The sequence below is a fragment of the Desulfosporosinus sp. Tol-M2 genome, from assembly GCF_059735615.1.
The window spans coordinates 1-17,317 of the sequence record NZ_JCAIJG010000026.1; the positions used below are offsets into that span (position 1 = coordinate 1).

Below are 17,317 nucleotides of genomic sequence, written 5' to 3' on the forward strand. Positions count from 1 at the left end.
AATTATTATGTTTTTATCATCTTTACTAAATATAATTCTGTAATTACCAACTCTCAATCTGTAATCTGCAATACTTCCTTGCAGTTTTTTTACATCTCCAAACGGAAGTTGGCTTATAGCATTAATTATTTTAACCTGTGTATTTCTGTCCAATTTCTTTAAGTATTTAAGGCAATCTTTTTCATACTTAATTTTGTATCTCATCTTTATTTATCCCCAATTCTTGTAAAAGTTCATCCTGGTCAATAAATTGACCTGTTGCTTTTACTTCTTCAAGATGGGCCTGTTCTTCTGCCGTTATAAATTCATGTTCGGACTCATTAATTTCATCCCATTTCTTCTGGCTTTCTTTAACCTTTAAAAATTCCGCCAAATCGATAATTGTTTTAATGTTTTCAGGTTTTAACTCATCCTTTAAAATCTGCTCAATCTTTTGCGCTAGAGTCATACCGAATTCCTCCCTAAATTTTAACATCCTATTTCGCTTACTATTCCTTACATACCTAATATCATATCATATTCTACGATATTAGGTTGGGATATGCCGTGGAAACAACCACAAGAATATAGTTGGAGTAGTTATCAGAGTTACGTTCAGGAGGGTATAGAGAACACATAGTGGATTTTATATGATGAAACATTGTATTTATATTAAGAACACAAGTCACTTGATTGTTTTCAAATATAGAAATAAATATAGTGGTTTTTAACTTATACATTTTTAAAGAAGTTAAATTACCTAATAAGCTGCCTCTTTTAGCGTGGAATTCATTATCAGTAATTTTTTTAAATTGTGCATTTCTGTTTCCCCAGTATGTTATAATTTTATTTTTTATAGCTTCATCTAAAGTGGGAATTTAAAAAAGTTCTAGAAATTTTCAAAATATATACTAGACCTCCTTAATTGGCATGGAGTAGCTTTTTGTGTTTAGTATTTAAGCCAAAGAAAAGGCCCAAAGATTATCCGAGGGCCTTGTGCTCCTTATTATTTTTTCGTTACCCCTTCCGTTCCTCATTTATTCGTGTCCGTCTGATCCTTCTGATCCTTTTGATCCTTTTGATCCTTTTGATCCCCCTGATCTTTCGTCGCGTCTTTTGGTTGCTCGGATTGCTGCTTTAACATTTCGGCGGGCACGGTTTTTACCTGTTCATTAACAGTTTTCTCCGTGCCAATTACTTTTCCTTGAGCATCAAGATACTCCCGGGTTGTTTCAGTCTTAATCCGTTCCGTAACCTTTTGGACTCCGGCAGGAATAGGGCTTGATTTGGCCTGTTGTCCTTCGCTGCTTGCTTCTGACTTATTTCCACTCTGATCCTCTTGCTTGGCTTGCCCTTGATCTGTTGATTTAGAAGCTTGGTCCGCCTGCTCTTTTTCCTTTTTATCTTGTTCCGCACTTTGCAGGGTCAATGTGTAACTCTTCTGGATCAGCGCGAGATTATCTGGCGTTACAGCCTTAACCTGAATAATCTTGGCCGGAATTTCCCCTTGCTCACTTGTGATAGAATCATTGACATCCAGGGCTTCTTTTTTTATAATTTTTTGGGCCCATTGATATGCATTAACCCCCTGAAGATAAGGAGAAGTGTCGATATCTCCGGCTTGAGCTCCGCTGGACATCCGTTCCAAAGATGGAACACAAGCTTGTCCCCCAACTAAGCTGATTTTCCTATCCAACTGCGTTTGTTTCAAAACTTCGTTTGCTAAAGCTGCCAATTGCTCGGTATGAGCCAGGATGCCCTGGACCTTGCCGGGATTCTTTTGAAGAATATCCACTAACCCCTGCTTGGTGACCGCTTCGGAATCTGGGGAACTTACAATGTTTTGCACTGTTATTTTGGGATATTTGCTAAGCACCACTTTGTTGCCGGCCAAACGTTCCTGAAATCCAGTTTCGTTAGGGTCTCCCTGCAAAATTACGACCTGACCCTCAGCAACCTTACTTACCAACGTTTGGGCCATAAGCTCTCCGGTCTTTTCCTGATCCGGAGTAATCATCCCGACGAGCTTTACGCCTGCAGGAAGCTGACTTAAAGCTAACACTGGAATTTTGTCTGTTTCTGCACTCTTTAGCAGGCTCGCATTTCCCCCTTGATAAATAAGAACCTTCGCCCCTTTCAAGGGTGATTCTTCTCCCGCTGCACTTTGGCCCAGATACTTCACTTGCACGTTTTCCTTCTTCGCCAAATCGTCAATCCCTTTGGTAATAAGTAGTTTATTGGGATCTTCCTCATTTAAAGAAACTGCGATAACCGTCTCAGTCCCCCCTTTTGTTGAAGAAGTATTGTTCTTATTTCCAAAAAGGGATTGAAGACCACAGCCCGTTATTGTTAAACTAAGACATACGGAAATAATAACTAAAAGGTACCGTACTCTTTTTGACATGGGACACGCTCCTTTCGAAGCCCGGTCGTTAGTAGATCTTTAGATTAGTTTTCCCTTGTCAGCTAAAAAAATGCAGTAGAAATCTGATTCACATTTTAAACCTTTGTTTGTAAATCACACAAAATCTGGTTGAGTACGGTTTCCCGGTAACTATCCAACTGTTCGAAATTTACAGCAGCCATATAGATCCCTTTAAGCTGAGACCTGTGTGTTTGCCAAGATATTAAGGCCTCTATTAATTTTTCACTAAAAGGCCGATCTAATCCTTGATCTTTTAAATTTTCGGGATTTCCCTGCCAGATCGCCAAACGCCTTTCGGGGAAAACAATCCCAATCACTTCATCCGGATTGAGCGGATGTAAGACAATTTCAATCATTTGTCCCAGTTGTTGCGCTTCTCGCAAAACCCAATCTATGGCATCCAACGTTTCGTCCCCTTCCAGTCGAATTTGATCGAAGTCCGTCAGAAAATGCGGGGCAAGATTAAGCCACCCCTCTAAAGTTAAACCGTGTAAAAAATAAGGTACAATAATGCTTTTTTGTAAAAGTTTGAGGGCATTTTCGGCGAGAGGCCAAGGGCCGATGTGTTCTTTCTTAACCTTTAAACGGGCGGAGTTTCCCAAGATCCAGGAGAGGTCTTCGTTTTCCATATGACGTTTAGGTATCCTATTTCCAATTAATGATCCAAGTTCTGCAGTCAGCTCTTCCTCCAAGGTTGTTTGAAGCTCTTGAAGCAGATCTTCGATTTTAAAAATCTCTGAACGCTGCTTCTCTAACTTAAGTTCATCACAGAAAATGCTAAAATCAATAAACTTCTCAACAACTCCCGGGGCTCGCCAACGTAGTGGGGAAACTTTCATGGCATCCAGCATTGCCAATCCCATATGCGGTATGATAAAACCTGCCATTGAGTCTGGGTCCCGCACGGAACGCAAAAAATCAACGCCATATCCCCGGTCCAGCAGATCAAGACCAATTACCTTTATCAACGTCGATTTACCTGTTCCCGGTCCCCCCAATAAGACATAAACCCGTTGCCAACTCGGCATCATGTTGGGCAAAAGGGATATATAGCCCCTGGTGGTCATTCCTTCTGCAAAATAATGTCGAACACCGGTCTTATTTCTCATGCGTGTAACCCCCGTCGTTTATTCTGGTCAGCGTAGTCTATGCAACAACGTGAACGACGGTCACTCACTCCTGGAATTAAACTATCATATAATAATGTTATCCAAGAATAATAATAAATAAGAAGGCATCTCTTGCTAATCTTTTACAAGAGATGCCTTCTTCAGGCTCGGATGCATAGCCTCAAACAATTATAACTCGTAGTTTCCAACCGCTTCAGGCTGGTATAAAATTTCTTCAACTTTCAGGTTAACGACGCCATCTGGGACCTTCCATTTTATGATATCTCCCGCACGATATCCTAAGATAGCTGTCCCTACAGGAGCCAAAATTGAAATTTTATCTTCAATCAAGTTGGCTTCCTGAGGATAAACTAACGTATAGATCATTTCCTCTTCAGTATCCAAATCTATTAGAAGGACCTTTGAATTCATTGTAATTACATCATTTGGAACTTCTTGAGAAGTTACAATCTGTGCATTGTTCAACTCTTTTTCCAGGTTGTTTAAATACTCCCTATTACTTGTATTATTAAATTCTCTTTCCTTTCCAATTAGTTTCAGCAATCGGTCTCTGTCTATGGATGTAATATAAATTTTTCGCGCCATCTTCTTTTACCTTCCTATACTTATTATTTTCTATTGATTACATTCAAGCCCTGAAAAAAACCAAGTAATTAGTGAAAACTCAACATAATCACTATTTGAGTTTATGTTGAGCCATTTTCAAGACTAGCGTGATCCTTAATCATTCCTTATTTTAATTTTCCTTGTAACGTCTGGAGAGCTTTTTGAAGCTGCGGGTCAAAGTTGGTGTCCAGCGGGGAAATGGTGGTCGACTGCCCTTTTTTTAGTTCTACCACTATATCCGGTTCTATCCCTTGTTTGTGAATATCCACCTTATTCGGAGTCAAGTATTTGGCAGTTGTTAATTTGACACTCGTCCCCCCACCCAAGGGGAAAATCGTTTGCACAATACCTTTGCCAAATGTTTTTACTCCGACAAGGCTCGCCGTTCCTTTGTCCTTAATCGCTCCGGCTACGATCTCCGCAGCAGAAGCACTTTCTTCATTGACGAGAACCACCAAAGGCATTCCCAGAAATGTACCTGCCGCCATTTTTGTATCAACATTCCCTTTTTTATCCACAATATAAACAACTGGACCCTCTGGGATAAAGTAACTGGCAACCTGAACAGCAGCTTTGAGTTCTCCGCCATGATTATATCTCATATCCAGAATAAGCCCTTTGAATTTCTTGATATCCAAATTGGTCATAGTTTCTTGAAGTTCAGTCCCTGTAACTGAGGAGAATTGAGTAATATTAATATAGGCAATATCTGGATGCCCCGGCAATGCTTCTCCCTCTACTGTTGGAACTGTGATGTTTTCTCGCGTCAAACTGACCGTGAAGGTCTTATTCGTACTCTCCCGATAGAGAGCCAAGTTTACTTTTGTTCCAGGATCTCCGCGCATCATCCCCACCGCTTTTTCTTGCTCCATGCCAGCTGTCTCCTCATCATTAATCTTGCTGACGACGTCGCCCGATTGGATACCTGCCTTACTAGCCGGCGAATTCTTAATGGGACGCAAGACCACGAGCTTTTTAGGATCCTTAAGGCTAAGAACAATTCCTACCCCGCCGAACTTCCCTTCCAGCATTTGGAAAAGTTCTTGGTTCTCCTTAGCATTCATGTACGTCGAATAGGGATCTCCTAATATCTCTACAATCCCTTTTGTAGCACCTTCCACAAGCTGATCAGTCGTAACATTTTCTAAGTAGTCGCTTCGAATCAGTTGGATAACGTGAACTAACCGCCCCGCGTTATTTACGTTGGCAAGAACAATCCCACCCAGCGCCGTAGTCACTAGTACAGAAAATATCAATAGGATGACCCCGATGTTTTTAGCTACTCTTTTCCAGTTCCACTCCTGCAAGCAAGTCAAACCCCTTCCCTCGTGTCTCGCTCTATTATATGCTCTTTCCTGTGTAGTAATACTACTTATCCATTAATTAGGGACATACTGCAAAGGATCAGTAGGATTACCACTTACCCGGACTTCAAAATGCAGGTGCGGGCCTGTACTCCACCCCGTTGAACCAACATACCCGATCACTTGATTCGCTTGAACCGCTTGACCTTCGGTAACATTCAAGGCTGACTGATGTCCATAAAGCGTAGAGATTCCCTTGCCATGGTCAATAATTGTCATATTCCCATAGGCCGTATTCCAGCCGGCCATGATGACGACTCCAGCTCCCGCTGCGGTAATCTGTGTCCCTGACGATGCCGCAATATCCGTTCCGGTATGCAAACTTCGTTTCTGCGTTATGGGGTGAATCCTCCAGCCAAAGGGACTGCTGATTTCGTAATAACCGGGTACCGGCCAGGTAGTGATTGATCCGCTCACGCCGCCTGAACGTCCTGCCTGAGCTGCCTGCAATTTGCGAATCTTATCATTCCAGGCATTGGCCTCGGATTCCAAGCGTTCAATATTATCATAAGCCACTTGTTGGGCCTTTGTGTTTTCGTCCAAGGCTTCGCGCTGCTGAGCGTTCGCTTTATCAAGGTCCGTTTTGACTGAAGCCGCCTGCTTTTCGAGTAGTGCGGCTTGATCCCTTTTGCTCATCAATTCGTTCGTTTTTTGAACAATTTGTTCCTTTTGGGATTTAATATCCGTCAATAACTGACGGTCATTAGACACTAATTCCGCGAAATACTCCATTCGCGTAATGAAGTCACCGAGGTTCACAGACTGAAAGAGTAGTTCCAAATAGCTTACTTGCCCACTCTCATAGATTCCCTTTGCCCGTTTTCCAAGGGCCACCTGGCGGTCTTCAAGCTCCTTTTGTTTTAGATCCAGTTCTTTTTGAGCTGAGAGAACTTGGTTTTGGGCTTGGGCATAAGCGGCCTGTTTCTGTTCAAAAAGCATCTGAGCTGCGGCGATTTGCGTTTCCAGTTGAACCATTCGAGCCTTGATTTTATCTGCCGTATAGGTTAATTCATTTAACTTCCCCCGGGTTTGATCCTTTTGATTTAAAATGTCTTTCTGCTGCTGAACAGCATCTCCCAGTTCGTTAGCCCCAGAAGGCAATACCGATGTTCCAAGTAAACCAAGACAAATTATCACAATCGTTAGTACTTTCCTTTGAAACAAACGACCCCCTCCGTTCCTAAATTAAATTATTTTCGAACCTTCATCTCGTCTCCTACCCCGAAGCGCCTTTGCGTAAAGACACAAACAGTCCTTCAAAAGCGTCAAAACGTCTTCAATACCCCCGTCGACCCAAGCCGGAGAAAGTTTCTTAGCTTAAGGAGTATGGAGAGAGGAATCGTGTCAATGGATGAATGAAATGAATTGCACGTTCACCAAAGCTTTCGAGGAGCACTTCTTTGGGGTTGGCTTAAACGGTTCTCTTTGCAATTTCATTTATTCATGGCTTGGTCACGAGTGGCTTGATTACGACAAAGAACCAAACCGTCCCAAAACTCCCACCACAGTTCCACTCCTCCGTCGACCCTAGCTAGAGGAAGTTTCTTAGCTTAAGGAGCACGAAGAGAGGAATCGCGTCAATGAGCGTAGGCGATTAGGCGTGAAGAAAGGCAACGGTTAACTTGCAGAAAGCCCAGAGGTTTTGCCTTATAGCCTGAGCGACAAGTGAATAGCGATGGAACGTGTGCGACTGGGCTAAGACACTTCCTCTCTACGCTCGAAGGAACTTCTGTAAAGAGAACCCACTTCCCAGTGCACCCATCGCCATGCCAGCGAGCATAAGCCCCCCAGTGACTTGGCGAAAGAGAATCGCGTTTTGAACAACTGGGAGAAATGTTAATGTCGATTGGACATACATAGTAATCCAATTATAGCCCATACCAACAATACCAGCTGCCAGTGCTCCCCCAACAAATCCTAATGCTAACCCCTCAACAAGAAAAGGCCAGCGGACAAAACTGTTGCTAGCGCCCACTAATTTCATAATCTGAATTTCGCGGCGACGAGAAAAGACATTCATTTTAACGTTAATGGAAATCAACACAATGGCTGCAATGCCAAAAGCTGCCACCACACCAAAGCCAATCCACCTCAGCCATTGCGTAAATTTCAAAAGCTTATCCACAAATCCCTGTCCATAGCGGACTTTGTCTACCCCAGGAAGAACGGATATCGCGTCCGCCAAGGCGATAACGTTTTGAGGATCCGTTGCCTTGACTGTCAACTTATCCGGGAAGGGATTAGTCCCTCCAAGATCTGCCAAAAGATTACTTTGGGAACCACCCATCGTTTTCCCGAAATCAGCAAGGGCTTGGTCTTTGGAAACTACGGTTACGGAAGCCACCCCAGACATACCTTGAATCTGGGTTTTTAACCCTTCAAGTTCCGTTTGGGTTATGCTGTTTTTTACAAACGCCGCAATCTCCAACTGAGATTCAAAGGATTTCGCCATATTAGAAGCGTTTGCCAGGAAAAATACAGAAAATCCTAAGATTACAAGGGAAACCATAACGGTTAAAACCGACGCTATGCTAAGCCAAGGATTGCGTTTCATGGAGTGGACCGTCTCGCGCAGAATATAGCGAGCGGAATTAAGCGTCATAGCCGTATCCCCCCTTTTCTTCATCTCGTGCAACCCGTCCGTTTTCTATGGTAATCACCCGTTTTTGCATTTTATTCACAATCGCTTTAGCATGAGTAGCCATGACAATCGTCGTTCCACGTTTGTTGATATTATAAAGCAACTCCATAATTTCCCAGGCCGTTTCCGGATCAAGGTTACCCGTGGGCTCATCTGCCATTAATAGTGCAGGATTATTTATAATCGCCCGTGCAACACAGACCCGCTGTTGTTCTCCGCCGGATAGTTCATGCGGATAGACATTCTCTTTCCTCGCAAGTCCGACAAGTTCCAACGTCGTGCGCGTACGAATTTGAATCTCTTTCCTCGACACTCCGATCACTTCTAGCGCAAAAGCTACATTTTCCCGCACTGTTTTATTGGTCATCAACTTAAAATCTTGAAAGATGACGCCAATATTACGCCTTAGATAAGGCACATCCCTGCCTTTCATGCGCACCAGATTTTTACTATTAATCATGACCTGTCCCCGCGTCGGGGTTTCATCACGAAAAAATAATTTAATCAGCGTTGATTTACCTGCTCCGCTGGGGCCCACCAAGAAAACAAATTCCCCCTTGCCAATTCTTAGATTGACATCAATAAGGGCTCTGGCACCGTTTGGATATATCTTGGACACATTTGTCAATTGTATCATCCTGCTCACCTCGCTTCTGTTCCGATGTTTCTATGATTAAAGATTTTCTAACATCTCACCTTTTTTTCTCTATAACTCATAGAATATTCGACACTCGTCGTGAATTTCCTGTTTGTGAAATCAGAAATGGCATTGTGGTTAAAACCTGCAACTCCATAGAAGCTTAATGCAATACACCGAAAAAAACAAAAGCCAATTCACTATAAGAACTGGCAATACAAATGAAACATATTCTTAGGGGCTTCTTCTTACATATATTTTCAAGCATATGACAAAATAATTATACTGGTTTTGTGAGCTATCGCGTAAGAGGGTCATGCGGCTTGGAAGTTTGCAAGCAATACGAAGATCAAAAAGGTAATTCTTCATTCTTCAAACTAAGACTAAAATATTTGAATTTCATTAGGGGTGTAAGATGTTCGATTTTCATGTACTACTATCACTCATCTCAATATTCATTGCTTGGAAATGGGGAGATTGGCGAAATTGGAAATTATATTATCCTACAATTCTATATATGATAATTGGCAACCTGACTTATATTATATTATCAAAAAACAAACCCCTTTGGAAATATGAATCGCCTATTATTAGCGGTGATTTTGCAGAATTATTAATTGCTTTTGTAGTTTTCCCATGTACATGTTTTATCTTTTTTCAACTCTACTCAAAAGTTAATAACAGCAAGAGGATTCCGGTATATATCCTCTTTTTTCTCTTCTGCGCATTTGTGTATACTTCTATTGAATATCTTTCATTTTATTTAGGGTTTTTTTCTCACCATAATAGCTGGAATATTTATTGGTCTTTTGCTGTTAATCTTACTATGTTCCCTCTTCTTTTATTACATTATAAAAAACCGCTTTGGGTTTGGTTTCCATCAATCGCTTGTGCCTTTTTAGTTATATATAGATTCAACCTGCCATTTTTCATATTGAAATAGTGTACGCCACTTCTATCTTGAGTTTGGTTGTTGTGTAAACCAAAATGATTTATTGAAATCATTACCCCATATCCTATAAGGAGGTACACATGAATTCAACATTTTGGTCTAATACGATATGGTTCATATTATTATTTATTACAAGCATTATCACCATTGTTTTATCCTTATGCAAAACTAACAATAAAAAATTTGTTATAGCGTTTCTTTTTTCAATAATAGGTTTATCTTTTATACTTGAGGCAATTCTTGTACTCGGTTTAAATGCTTATAGTTATTATCCCAAAATATTTAGGGATTCCTATTTAGATATAATTTTTGGTAACTATTTTTCACAAATATCGGTTTGTTCAACATCATTATTACTTATTATTTATAATCTATCATTTATTTGGTATTGTTTTTTTGGTTTAGTATATTTTTTAATTGATATTTTTTTTGTTAAATTAGGTATATATGAACATTTTTGGTTTAGATCTAGCTATACTTTATTAAGTTTTATTCTTTTTTCATGGCTAGTTAAACAGTGGTATAAAACGGCAATAGCAAGGAACCCTTCAAACAAAATTATTAATTATATTTTGCTTTATTTCGGCGTAGCTTCATTCAGTACTTTTACCATTTTTCTGGGCCAACGATTATTAGGTATACAACTCTTACATAGTAATATATTTTTTACGGACATGAATAAAAATAATACATCATCCGGTTTTGTTTACCAATTTATTATATTTAACTATTTAATACCTTTATATAAATCGAAGCTGCACTGGTTAGTAAAAACGATAGCTCTTTCATATTTATTTCTTGCGCAATATCTTGCATATAAAGCAGGTTTTATTTATATCCACGAAGGGTTATTTTTTATAGTCACATTTTTGGATTTGATTGGATGTTATTGTTTGATTGCCGTCTTTGACTATTTATTAAAACCAAACCCTTCCTCATCATGATTAATAAATCTATGTTAGAATTATCCCAACTTTTTAGCAATGACCTCATGGACTGCTTTAATTAAGTCTTTCTTGGTCAAGCCATATTTCTCCAGCAGCTCCTGCGGGTGCCCTGACTCGCCAAACAGGTCTTTAATGCCGACGCGAACCATAGGCGTGGGTAGTTTCTCTCCCAGAACCTCGGCAATCGCGCTTCCCAATCCGCCGATAATGTTATGTTCTTCCGCTGTCACGACAGCTTTTGTTTGCTTAGCTATGCGCACAATCGTCTCTTCATCCAGCGGCTTCACCGAAGCCACATTAACGACGCTCACGTTAATTCCTTCGGCGGCCAGCTCTCCGGCCGCTTCCAGGGCCGTGGACACCATCAAGCCGTTAGCCATGATGGCCGCGTCTGTCCCTTCCTGGAGGACGTTCGCCTTCCCGATCTCAAAATGATAGTCTTCTCCGAAAAGCAGGGGAACAGCCAAACGCCCCATGCGAATATAAACCGGGCCGTTGTATTTGGCAGCAGCTAAAATTACCTGGCGGGTTTCCTCCCCATCGGCCGGGACTAAAACCACCATGTTGGGGACGGCGCGCATGATCGCCATGTCTTCGACAGCCTGATGAGAGCCTCCGTCCTCCCCTACTGTAATTCCGGCATGAGTGGCTGCAATTTTAACATTTAGCTTGGGATAAGCAATCGAGTTGCGAATTTGCTCAAAGGCTCGTCCCACGGCAAAGATCGCGAACGTGCTGGCAAAGGGGATTTTACCTGCCGCCGCCAACCCTGCAGCAGTCCCTAAGAGGTTTGCCTCGGCAATCCCCATGTTAAAGAAACGTTCAGGATACTTCTTCGCAAAGTCAGCGGTCTTGGTCGACTTTGAAAGATCGGCATCCAAGACAACAACCTTGGGGTTTTCCGCCCCAAGAATCAGTAGAGCCTGTCCATACGCATCACGTGTCGCCATTTTATCAGCCAAGGGTTAGCGCCTCCTCCCGTAATTCCTTCAGTGCCTGCTCGCCTTGTTCCACACTGGGTGCATTGCCATGCCAACCGGCCTGGTTTTCCATGAAAGAAACCCCTTTGCCTTTCACCGTCTTGGCTATAATAATCGACGGTTTTCCTTTGACCCGCCTGGCCTCGGCAAACGCTTCCAGCAAAGCCTCCACATCATGCCCGTCAACTTCAATTACATGCCAGCCAAAGGCTCTCCATTTTTCGGTCAGTGGAGCAGAACACATGACACTATTCGTTGTGCCATCAATTTGTAAGCCGTTAAAATCCAAGATGGCTGTGACATTATCCAAATGATAGTGGGCAGACGCCATCGCCGCTTCCCAAACTTGTCCTTCATCCATCTCACCGTCACCGAGCAAAACAAAAACTCGATAATCTTTGCCATCCAGCTTTCCAGCCAAAGCCATTCCATTGGCAGCAGAAAGGCCTTGCCCTAAGGAACCCGTGGACATGTCCACGCCGGGTGTCTTCTTCATATCGGGATGTCCCTGGAGCATATGGCCGGTTTGGCGAAGCCCTTTAAGCGCCTCCTTGGGGAAATAACCCTTCTCGGCGAGAGCCGCATAAAGTACAGGGGCCGCATGTCCCTTGGAAAGGATAAAGCGGTCTCGATCCACCCAACGCGGATCTTCCGGATTTACATGCATTTCGCAAAAGAATAACGTGGCTAAGATTTCCACAGCCGATAAACTTCCGCCGGGGTGTCCGGATTTTGAAGTTACGAGCATGGAAATAATGTCTTGACGAAGCGTATTGGCTATCCTCTTCAGTGAAATGGTAGGCAAAAGATCTCCTCCTTTAGCTTATTTGACAATTTTGGTTTTCTGCAGATAAGCTGCAATGAACGCATCGATCTCCCCATCCATTACCGCCGACACGTTCCCGGTTTCTTCATTGGTACGGTGATCTTTGACCAGGCTATAGGGATGAAAAACGTAAGAACGGATCTGACTTCCCCAAGCAATTTCTTGTTGTTCGCCGCGGATTTCGGAAATTTCAACTTCTTGCTCCCTGCGCTTAAGCTCCAGTAACCTCGCCTGCAAAACGCGCATGGCTGAAGCCTTATTTTGAGTCTGGGAGCGCTCGCTCTGACATTGAACTACGATCCCGGAAGGCAAGTGGGTAATTCGGATCGCAGAATCTGTCTTATTAACGTGCTGACCCCCGGCCCCACCGGAACGGAAAGTATCCACCCTCAAATCTTCAGGATCAATCGTTATCTCGTTATCCTCCGACACCTCCGGAATAACATCCACGGAAGCAAACGAAGTATGACGACGTGCTGACGCATCAAATGGAGAAATTCGCACCAACCGATGTACGCCTTTTTCAGATTTTGCATACCCGTACGCGTTTTCTCCACTGAAAGATAAAGTTACACTTTTAATGCCCGCCTCATCCCCACTCAAAAAGTCCAGGGTCTCCACTTTATAGCCATGTCGCTCTCCCCATCGAACATAGAGTCGATAGAGCATTTGCACCCAATCTTGGGCTTCCGTACCCCCGGCTCCCGCATGCAGGGTTAATATGGCATTGTTCCGATCACATGGTCCGCTAAGCAGTATTTCCAATTTCAAAGCCTCAAAACGTTGCTGAAGCGCCTTTATCTCGCGCTCAATCTCTGACTCCAGACTCAGATCATCTTCCTCTGTCGCCAACTGCCAAAGGGTTGCCGTTTCTTCAAGCCGCTGCTCCAGCTCAGCGTAGAGCCTGACTTTACCTTGATGAAGGGCTAATTCCTGCATGATTTTTTGAGCCAAGGCGGGATTATCCCACAATTTAGGCCGTTGGAACTCCCTCTCCAACGCGCTGATCTTTTCGATACGCTGAGCAACGTCAAAGGGAAACCCTCAAATCCGCCAAGCATATTGTTAACGTTTCCAGTTCATTTTTCCAATCCGAAAGCACATCTATTCACCCTTTCTAAACCTACTTCTTGCGCAATCCGCAACACTTCTTATATTTTTTCCCGCTTCCACAAGGGCAAAGATCGTTGCGCCCAATCTGTTCTCCGACGTGCACAGGTTGGCTGGGTTCCCCTTCATAGCGGTTCTCCGTCACGTTTCGGGGCTGTTCGGCAACTTCTTCCCGTACATGAGGCGCCACACGCATGACATAACGGATGATATCGTCCTGGATGGAATCAATCATCGCTTGAAACATTTCAAAGCCTTCCCGCCTGTATTCTACCAGCGGATTTTTCTGCCCATAGGCCCGCAGACCAATCCCTTCGCGAAGCATATCCATGGCATCAAGGTGATCCATCCATTTACTGTCCACAACCTGAAGCATCACTGCGCGCTCAATTTCCCTCATCAGTTCAGAACCGAATTGCTCTTCACGGCTCTCATAGTAGGCTTGGGTTCTTTCCAATAACATTTCCTCAATTTCTACTATCGAGAGGTCTGAGAACTGTTCGGGTTCTAAATGGGTCCCCGGCAGATAAAAACTTTCAATATAGTCTGCTAAGCCGGACAGATCCCACTCTTCCGGGAACTGGCTTTCCCCACTAAACATACTGATACTGTCTTTGACCGCTTTCGCCAGCATGTCCATAATATTGTCCCGCAGGTTTTCTCCCATGAGTACAGAACGCCGCTGTCCATAGATAACCTCCCGTTGCTGATTCATGACATCATCATAATCAAGAACGTGTTTACGTATGTCGAAGTTGCGACTCTCTACGCGTCGTTGGGCAGTTTCAATAGACCGGGAGACCATCCTGGACTCAATCGGCATGGTATCATCCATCCCCAATTTATCCATAACGCTCATGATATTGGTACCGAACATACGCATCAGGTCATCTTCAATTGAAATAAAGAATTGGGTTGATCCTGGGTCACCTTGACGGGCAGCACGTCCACGCAATTGGTTATCAATGCGCCGGGATTCATGCCGTTCTGTCCCTATAATATGTAACCCCCCTAGTTCAGGCACACCCTCCCCTAAAATAATATCCGTTCCACGACCTGCCATATTCGTGGCGATCGTAACCATTCCAGGTTGTCCGGCTTGGGCAACAATCTCCGCTTCTTTTTCATGATATTTGGCATTGAGTACTTGGTGCGGAATACCACGCCGGCTCAGCAAGTCACTTAAATACTCGGATTTCTCAACCGAAACTGTCCCCACAAGAAGCGGCTGCCCATTGGCATGACGCTCGATAATACTTTCAACAGCCGCCAAAAACTTGCCTTTTTCCGTACGGTAAATCACGTCCGGACTATCGCTTCGAATCATTGGTTTATTCGTGGGGATTTCGACAACGTCCAGTTTATAAATCTTCCGGAATTCCGGTTCTTCCGTCATGGCCGTTCCGGTCATTCCAGCGAGTTTTTTGTACATCCGAAAGTAATTCTGGAAAGTAATAGTAGCTAAGGTTTGGGATTCCTTTTCGATCTTTACACCCTCTTTAGCTTCGATGGCTTGGTGCAATCCTTCACTATAACGGCGGCCAAACATCAGACGTCCGGTAAATTCATCGACTATAATAACTTCTCCGTCTTTAACTACGTAATCGCGGTCCCGTCTGAAGAGGGCTTGTGCCTTTAAAGCCTGATTGACATGATGAGCTAACTCCGTATGAATATCCTCATAAAGATTATCTACACCTAACATGCTCTCCACCCGACGAACTCCTTGTTCCGTTAGGGTGACAACTCGTTCTTTTTCAATTACTTTGTAATCATCCTCGGGTTTCAACCTGGGAATAATCATAGCCACTCTAAAATATAATTCTGTCGGTTTGTCCGCCTCACCGGAAATAATAAGTGGTGTCCTGGCTTCGTCAATAAGGATCGAGTCAACTTCGTCCACAATAGCATAATGAAGTTCACGCTGAACCAGGGCATCTGGACGAGTGACCATGTTATCCCGGAGATAGTCAAAGCCAAATTCGTTATTTGTTCCATATGTAATATCTGCGGCATAGCTGTTCCGACGATCTACGGGGTCTATACCATGCACAACCAAACCAATGGAAAGACCAAGAAACCTGTGAATTTGCCCCATCCATTCACTATCGCGGCGAGCCAGGTAATCGTTAACTGTCACGATATGAACACCTTGACCCGTTAAAGCATTTAAATATGCCGGCAAAGTGGACACAAGGGTTTTCCCTTCCCCAGTACGCATCTCAGCAATCCGGCCCTCATGAAGCACCATACCCCCGATCAACTGCACATCATAGTGCCGCTGACTGATTACCCTTCTGCCGGCCTCTCGAACGACCGCAAATGCCTCCGGCAAAAGACTATTCAAGCTTTCTCCCCGTTCCAGCCGTCCTCGGAATTCGGCGGTTTTCCCACGCAATTCGTCATCGCTTAGGGCTTGGATCGTCGGTTCAAGGTTATTAATCACTGCAACGCGCTTTTGATATTTCCGTATTTCTCGCGCATTATCATCGAACAAACTTAAAAAACCCATTATGTCCACCTTTCTAATCCGTATATCCATTAATTCTAACATCCTTAAGAACCGACTGCAACCGAACCGGGCGATTTAAAGAAACCTGGCTAGCTCCCACGCGAAGACACTGTCTTCGCAGGTTATGACTCAAACAGGACGTTCGAGGTTAGAGCGATGACCAAGGATGGTCAAGTGTCCCTGTCGCCATGACTCAAACAGGACGTTTGAGATTAGTAGCGCCGCCAAGGATGGCAAGGCGTCGTGATGGCGAGAAGGGACCTTTCTAAAGGTATAAAGTCAGTTATACTTTCTGACTAGTGCATTGTAAGGCCCGCAAATGCGGGCCTTACGGCTGATATATTTATTAAGACGACTTATTTTGAGTACGCCTCGCAAATTACCCGTCTTGTAACGGATTTAAGCTTGGGGTTGGAGTAAACCATAGTCTCCATTGTTACGACGGTAAACTACATTCATTTCCTGGCTTTCCGCATTTGTAAACACAAAGAAATTATGGCCAATCAGATTCATCTGCATAATAGCTTCTTCCACTGACATAGGCTTCGAAGGGAATTTCTTATGCCGGACAACTTCCTCACGCGATTCTTCGTTCACTTCGACAGGTTGCTTTGAGTCATAATCCTTAAAAATCTTAGAACGCATCCTTTTATTAATTCGTGTTCGATATTTTTCGATTTGGCGTTCCAATTTCTCGACGACCATATCTATTGAAGAATACATATCTTCGGTTTCTTCTTCCCCACGCAAAATCATCCCTTGAAGTGGAGCAGTAACCTCGACCCGATGCCGATCTCGCTCAACCAATAATGTGACTTGTATATCCATAAATTCATCTGAGTATTTCGCTAACTTTCCTACCCGTTTCATAACATACTCTTTAAGTGCGTCCGTTAATTCAATATGTTTACCACGAATAACAATATTCATTAACTCAGCTCCCTTCTATGATGCCACATAAGTAATATTCCCGATTTACACTAAAAATCCTTCTTCAAAAAGTTTAATTTAATAAAAGATTTTAACGACTTATAATTTTATATCTCAAGTGTATCTCAAGCAGCACTTATTAATCTTTGTCCATTGAGCAAGTATCCTTTATCCCCTAATAATTACCCACAGGAGGGTGTGGATAATGTGGATAAGTGTTAAAAACACGCTTTTTTTGGCATTATAGTTGTGGGTAACCTTGTTGAAAAGGTGTTCTC

16 protein-coding genes and 1 pseudogene are annotated in these 17,317 nt (G+C 43.1%); 2 read left to right on the forward strand and 15 right to left on the reverse strand.

Annotation, left to right across the window (positions count from 1 at the left end; genetic code table 11):
• From AC6I5A_RS00970 to ftsE, 9 genes are all read right to left on the reverse strand, one after another.
• Positions 1-204, reverse strand: a 204-nt coding sequence (locus tag AC6I5A_RS00970) for a type II toxin-antitoxin system RelE family toxin (protein WP_034610684.1), incomplete at its 3' end; no start/stop codon positions are given.
• Positions 188-448 (reverse strand): hypothetical protein, encoded by a 261-nt coding sequence (locus AC6I5A_RS00975; RefSeq protein ID WP_034610686.1) that lies wholly within the window; start codon positions 446-448, stop codon positions 188-190. The genes AC6I5A_RS00975 and AC6I5A_RS00970, both read right to left, overlap by 17 nt.
• 564 nt (positions 449-1,012) lie before the next feature.
• Positions 1,013-2,383, reverse strand: coding sequence for a sugar ABC transporter substrate-binding protein (locus tag AC6I5A_RS00980; protein ID WP_034610687.1), 1,371 nt, complete (start codon positions 2,381-2,383; stop codon positions 1,013-1,015).
• Between the two features lie 95 nt (positions 2,384-2,478).
• Complete coding sequence (locus AC6I5A_RS00985; RefSeq protein ID WP_034610688.1) at positions 2,479-3,513, reverse strand: hypothetical protein; 1,035 nt, start codon at positions 3,511-3,513, stop codon at positions 2,479-2,481.
• Between the two features lie 189 nt (positions 3,514-3,702).
• A complete protein-coding gene (rnk, locus tag AC6I5A_RS00990) occupies positions 3,703-4,119 on the reverse strand; it encodes a nucleoside diphosphate kinase regulator (protein WP_034610690.1) in 417 nt (138 codons plus the stop codon).
• Positions 4,120-4,265: 146 nt separating this feature from the next.
• Positions 4,266-5,447 carry a S41 family peptidase gene (locus tag AC6I5A_RS00995; protein ID WP_034610692.1) on the reverse strand — a complete coding sequence of 394 codons (1,182 nt, stop codon included), beginning with the start codon at positions 5,445-5,447 and terminating at the stop codon, positions 4,266-4,268.
• Positions 5,448-5,519: 72 nt separating this feature from the next.
• Entirely contained in the window at positions 5,520-6,668 is a 1,149-nt protein-coding gene (locus AC6I5A_RS01000) for a murein hydrolase activator EnvC family protein (protein WP_034610695.1), read from the reverse strand.
• Positions 6,669-7,215: 547 nt separating this feature from the next.
• Positions 7,216-8,106 carry a permease-like cell division protein FtsX gene (gene ftsX / locus AC6I5A_RS01005; protein WP_052167810.1) on the reverse strand — a complete coding sequence of 297 codons (891 nt, stop codon included), beginning with the start codon at positions 8,104-8,106 and terminating at the stop codon, positions 7,216-7,218.
• Complete coding sequence (gene ftsE, locus AC6I5A_RS01010; protein WP_034610699.1) at positions 8,096-8,782, reverse strand: cell division ATP-binding protein FtsE; 687 nt, start codon at positions 8,780-8,782, stop codon at positions 8,096-8,098. Before ftsE ends, ftsX begins: the two co-directional genes overlap by 11 nt.
• A gap of 415 nt (positions 8,783-9,197) precedes the next feature.
• Here ftsE and AC6I5A_RS01015 point away from each other — a divergent pair.
• A pseudogene (locus AC6I5A_RS01015) lies at positions 9,198-9,602 on the forward strand (CBO0543 family protein); the annotation flags it as partial.
• 29 nt (positions 9,603-9,631) lie between these two features.
• Here AC6I5A_RS01015 and AC6I5A_RS01020 read toward each other — a convergent pair.
• Complete coding sequence (locus tag AC6I5A_RS01020) at positions 9,632-9,787, reverse strand: hypothetical protein (protein WP_497900394.1); 156 nt, start codon at positions 9,785-9,787, stop codon at positions 9,632-9,634.
• Between the two features lie 27 nt (positions 9,788-9,814).
• On the opposite strand from AC6I5A_RS01020, the gene AC6I5A_RS01025 reads away from it, so the two are divergent.
• Positions 9,815-10,678 (forward strand): hypothetical protein, encoded by an 864-nt coding sequence (locus tag AC6I5A_RS01025; RefSeq protein ID WP_052167812.1) that lies wholly within the window; start codon positions 9,815-9,817, stop codon positions 10,676-10,678.
• Between the two features lie 20 nt (positions 10,679-10,698).
• On the opposite strand, the gene AC6I5A_RS01030 is transcribed toward AC6I5A_RS01025, so the two are convergent.
• From AC6I5A_RS01030 to hpf, 5 genes are all read right to left on the reverse strand, one after another.
• Complete coding sequence (locus AC6I5A_RS01030; RefSeq protein ID WP_052167816.1) at positions 10,699-11,631, reverse strand: transketolase C-terminal domain-containing protein; 933 nt, start codon at positions 11,629-11,631, stop codon at positions 10,699-10,701.
• A 4-nt stretch (positions 11,632-11,635) separates the two neighbouring features.
• Complete coding sequence (locus tag AC6I5A_RS01035; RefSeq protein WP_034610704.1) at positions 11,636-12,466, reverse strand: transketolase; 831 nt, start codon at positions 12,464-12,466, stop codon at positions 11,636-11,638.
• A gap of 18 nt (positions 12,467-12,484) precedes the next feature.
• A protein-coding gene (prfB, locus tag AC6I5A_RS01040) for a peptide chain release factor 2 (protein ID WP_497900387.1) occupies positions 12,485-13,589 on the reverse strand; the annotation gives its coding sequence in 2 pieces (ribosomal slippage) (positions 12,485-13,519 and positions 13,521-13,589; 1,104 coding nt in all).
• 21 nt (positions 13,590-13,610) lie between these two features.
• Positions 13,611-16,109 carry a preprotein translocase subunit SecA gene (gene secA, locus AC6I5A_RS01045; protein ID WP_034610762.1) on the reverse strand — a complete coding sequence of 833 codons (2,499 nt, stop codon included), beginning with the start codon at positions 16,107-16,109 and terminating at the stop codon, positions 13,611-13,613.
• Positions 16,110-16,508: 399 nt separating this feature from the next.
• Positions 16,509-17,039, reverse strand: coding sequence for a ribosome hibernation-promoting factor, HPF/YfiA family (hpf, locus tag AC6I5A_RS01050; RefSeq protein WP_034610707.1), 531 nt, complete (start codon positions 17,037-17,039; stop codon positions 16,509-16,511).
• Positions 17,040-17,317 lie beyond the last annotated feature (278 nt).